The organism is Deltaproteobacteria bacterium (assembly GCA_016930875.1).
Lineage (GTDB): Bacteria > Desulfobacterota > Desulfobacteria > Desulfobacterales.
In genome coordinates, this window is record JAFGFW010000135.1 from 1 (window position 1) to 4,043 (window position 4,043).

Consider the following 4,043-nt stretch of genomic DNA (forward strand, 5'->3'; position numbering starts at 1 on the left):
GAACGTCCAACGTCGAATGAAAAACGAATATCCAATACCGAACATTCAACCTGTCGAGAGCCTCAAGGTCGTGCGACGGCTATTTCTATTTCTTTTCAGCCCTTCGACTCCGCTCAGGGCCGTGAGTCCCTCGACTTGGCTCGGGACCGTGAGCCTGTCGAACGGCCGTTTTGATACTTGTAATGAAAATCTTAAATAATTCTTCTGTTTCCTGTTTTCCCATTCAACATTCGATGTTGAACGTTCGATGTTCGATGTTCATCTTTTTGTAACCGTGAACGGTTACGGATTGAACAAACATAAGGAGGTAGTAGACTGTGATTCAAATTAATAAGATTCTTTTCCCAATTGATTTCTCAGAGTGTTCGGAAAGGATATTCCCCGACGCTCTTGAGATGGCTCAAAAATTTGACGCTCGGCTTCATCTCCTGTTCGTGGCGCGAGATCTGGTCTACCTGGCATCGATCGATGTAGCATCTGATGTATTGATGAACACATCAGCCGAAATTGCCCGCACAGGAGAAAGGCAGATGGAGGCCTTCTGTGAAAAACACCTGGGCGATTTCTCCAATTACGACACCAAGGTCGTAATTGGAAATCCTGAAGAGGAAATCTTGGAATTTGCCAACGAACAAGATATGGATTTGATCGTCATAGGCACGCACGGCAGAAAGGGATTGGAACGTACCTTGATGGGCAGCGTTGCCGAACGGGTAGTCAGGAATGCCTCTGTGCCGGTCTTGACCATAAACCCCTTCAGACCCAAGATCAAGTATGTGCACACTTGAAGCCACGGCAACGTCAGAGTAGATTGAACTTCAGGGATTTAAGCTATGCTGGTCGATAAAAAATATGTGTCGGTAAAATTCAGCAAGACCAAGCTTACGAAAAGGCACAAGGCCCTTGCTGTCCTCTATGACATTAGCAGCGATCTCACGAGATCTCTCGCCCTTACGGAGATCTTGGATAGGGCTATCCTCAAGGTTCGGGAACATTTCAAGGTGGATGCCGTGAGGATCTACTTGATGGATGAAACCGAGAAATGCCTTGAGCTGGTCGCATACAAAGGCATTGTAAAGGAACATGTAAAGGAACTGCGCAAAATCAGAATAACCGAGGGCTTTTCAGGCAAAGCGGCTCGAACAAAGAGCTTTATTGCTCAAAAGGTTTCAGATCTGGAAAACGGCACAAGGGCGGCCCTTCTGCACAGCAAGGGTTTTAATGTCGTCATATGTGTGCCTCTAATCGTGAGAAATAAGGTGCTTGGCGTCATGAATTTGGCCTGGAAACGCATGATTTCACTTAATGAGGCAAAGATCGATCTGTTGGTCGCCATTGGAAACCAGATCGCTGTTGCCATCAATGTGGCCGAGCTTTATGAGGACATACGGAACAAAGCAGAAGAGGTCAAGAAGAAGAAAGAGGAACTGGAATTCTTCGCCTACACGGTTTCACACGATCTCAAGAATCCGGCTATTGGTGTGTCGGGTTTTGCCAGGTTACTGACTGAAAAGTATGAACATAGGATGGACGAAAAAGGAAAAAAATACTGCTATCAAATCAGGAAGGCGGCCGAACAGATCGAAAGATTTACTAAGGATATCAATGAATACATCAAGTCCAGAAAAGTCCTTTTCGATATGAAAAAGACCAATGTGAAGAGAATCATCGGACATATCAGGAATGAGGTGGCGCCAGTGCTGGAGGAGCGGAATATAACATGGTCGGAGCCCGACACCATTCCGGAAATTATGGCTGATCAACAGGCAATAACCAGGGTCTTCAAGAACCTGATCGATAACGCGCTGAAACACGCAGGGGATGACCTCACTAAGATCACCGTAGGCTATGACCAGGACGCGAATTTCCATATACTCTCCTTCAAGAACGACGGTATGGGCATGAAAAAGAAGGATTCCGAGGTGATCTTTCAAATGTTCGGCAGACTTCCAGCATCTGAGCAAACAGAAGGCTCGGGCCTGGGTTTAACCATTGTGAAAGAAATCGTGGAAGCCCACAAGGGAAAGGTCTGGTTTGAATCGGGACCAAAAAAGGGGACAACCTTCTATGTGGTTATTTCAAAGGATCTCGGGACATAGGAACGACAATGGATCCGTGGCAACGTTTTGAAGCCATTTGCCAGGCAATGGCTGATCCCGCCTTTTATCCCCATTCAGTATCTCACCTTGAACGCCGCGACACCCATATTTCGTCCGTGTTTTTGACCGGAACATGGGTCTACAAACTGAAAAAACCTGTGGATTTTGGTTTCCTCGATTTTCGCGACCAGGATGACCGGCGTCGTTTTTGTGAACGCGAGGTTGCCCTGAATCGAAGACTCACCCGCGGGATTTACCACGAAGTAACAGCAATCCGCAAAGGCGACGATGATCGGTTCTCTCTAGGAAAACATGGTCAAGTCGTTGAATACGCCGTCAAAATGAGCCAACTGCCAGATGCGCTCAGTCTCAGGCAACTCCTGAAAAAGAACAGAATCGGCCGGGCCCACATGAAAAAACTGGGACAGACGCTGGCCGCTTTTTATGAAAGGAGCAACCGAGGTCCAAAGATCGATCACTACGGTCAACGAGACGTGATCAGCTTCAACATGGAAGAGAGCTTCGGGCAGTTGGAGCCGTTTGTAGGAGATGTCCTGGAACGAGAAAAGTGGGAATTCATTTGCCAGGTCACTCGCACTTTTCTTGAGCATAGGCGCGAGCTTTTTGATAGGCGCGTGGAAACAGGCCGCATTCGTGATGGTCACGGTGATCTGCGTGCTGATCATGTCTATTTTTATAGAGGCCTTCAAATCATTGACTGCATAGAGTTTAATGATCGCTTCCGATACGGGGATGTGGTGGCGGATTTGGCCTTCCTTCACATGGATATGGAACATCTGGGTTATCCGGAGTGGAGCAGAGCCTTTCTGGCTGCCTACGTTGATGCGGGCAATGATCCGGGACTCTATGCCCTGCTCGATTTCTATGCCGCCTATCGAGCCATTGTAAGACTGAAAGTCACCTGTCTTCGCCTCAAGGACATGGAAAGGGCCGAACAACAGGTTTTAATGGCTGAGGCACGGCGTTACATGGATCAGGCCTATCAATATGCTCTAGAATTCAGCCGGCCGACTCTCTGGGTTTTCTGTGGCTTGCCTGCCACGGGGAAATCTTCACTTGCCCAGGAGCTGGCAAAAGCGCAATTGATCCCATTGTTTCAATCCGATCTTGTTCGAAGGGAAAGGCAATCTGATCCCCGTCACAAGGTTCTTCCCTTTGGTCAGGGCATTTACCGCCCCGGAATGCGTCATCGCGTATATGCTCAATTGTTGGCCCTGGCCCAGGAAACACTCAAAGGAGGACGCTCTGCAGTCCTGGATGCCACCTTTTCACGCCGCAAGTGGAGAGATGACGCTCGGCAATTGGCTGGAGATCTTGATACCAATCTTGTTTTTGTGGAATGCCTTTGCAAAGAGGAGACAATCCGTTCCAGGCTCAAAAAGCGCGAAACAGCATCGAGTCTCTCTGACGCGCGTCTTGAACATTTTACACAGATGCTGCAAGACTTTGAACCCATGAATGAAATTCCCTCCGAAATTCACCTGAAAATAAACACGGACCAACCACTTCGCAATGCCTTTGGTCATATTCTCTCAGAAGGCTATGCCTGCAAACGGGATCAGGTGAAAAAGCTCCTATAGTTGTCAATAGCCCGTTGCCCCGGGGCGAACCACCCCCCCACCGGGGAAAACATCCCCGGTCTTTCGGCCTGTTCTCTGTCGCCTCTTTTCCTCTCCCCACTCAAGCAGCTAAAGTTATCTTGTAAATACAGAGAGATAGCCGGCAGCCATCTGCCGCGCCATGAGATTGGCCGTGTTGGCACAAAGGTTGCCTTGTGAAACTAACAGCGTGCCTGAGCAAAATAAAGAAGGAGGAAATCTATGGAAGTATCAGCAACAGAATCAAGAAAAGAAATGCTTAGCTCTGAAAAGGAAACCACTGAGGCCTTGTTGGAAGAAGGAAGAGTCTTTCGGCCGTTGCCTC

The 4,043-nt window shown here is 48.2% G+C and carries 3 protein-coding genes; all 3 read left to right on the plus strand.

Annotation, left to right across the window (positions count from 1 at the left end):
* Positions 1-317: 317 nt before the first annotated feature.
* From JW883_11920 to JW883_11930, 3 genes are read left to right on the plus strand one after another with little or no spacing between them, the layout of a single operon-like run.
* Positions 318-788, plus strand: a complete 471-nt coding sequence (locus tag JW883_11920) for a universal stress protein (GenBank protein MBN1842972.1) — start codon at positions 318-320, stop codon at positions 786-788.
* Positions 789-833: 45 nt separating this feature from the next.
* Positions 834-2,099, plus strand: a complete 1,266-nt coding sequence (locus JW883_11925) for a GAF domain-containing protein (protein MBN1842973.1) — start codon at positions 834-836, stop codon at positions 2,097-2,099.
* Positions 2,100-2,107: 8 nt separating this feature from the next.
* A complete protein-coding gene (locus JW883_11930) occupies positions 2,108-3,700 on the plus strand; it encodes an AAA family ATPase (GenBank protein ID MBN1842974.1) in 1,593 nt (530 codons plus the stop codon).
* The last annotated feature ends 343 nt before the right edge of the window (positions 3,701-4,043 follow it).

Excerpts from the sequence above, each read along its gene's own strand:
- JW883_11925 (MBN1842973.1), top strand. The coding sequence starts at position 834 with ATGCTGGTCGATAAAAAATATGTGTCGGTAAAATTCAGCAAGACCAAG.
- JW883_11930 (MBN1842974.1), top strand. The coding sequence starts at position 2,108 with ATGGATCCGTGGCAACGTTTTGAAGCCATTTGCCAGGCAATGGCTGAT.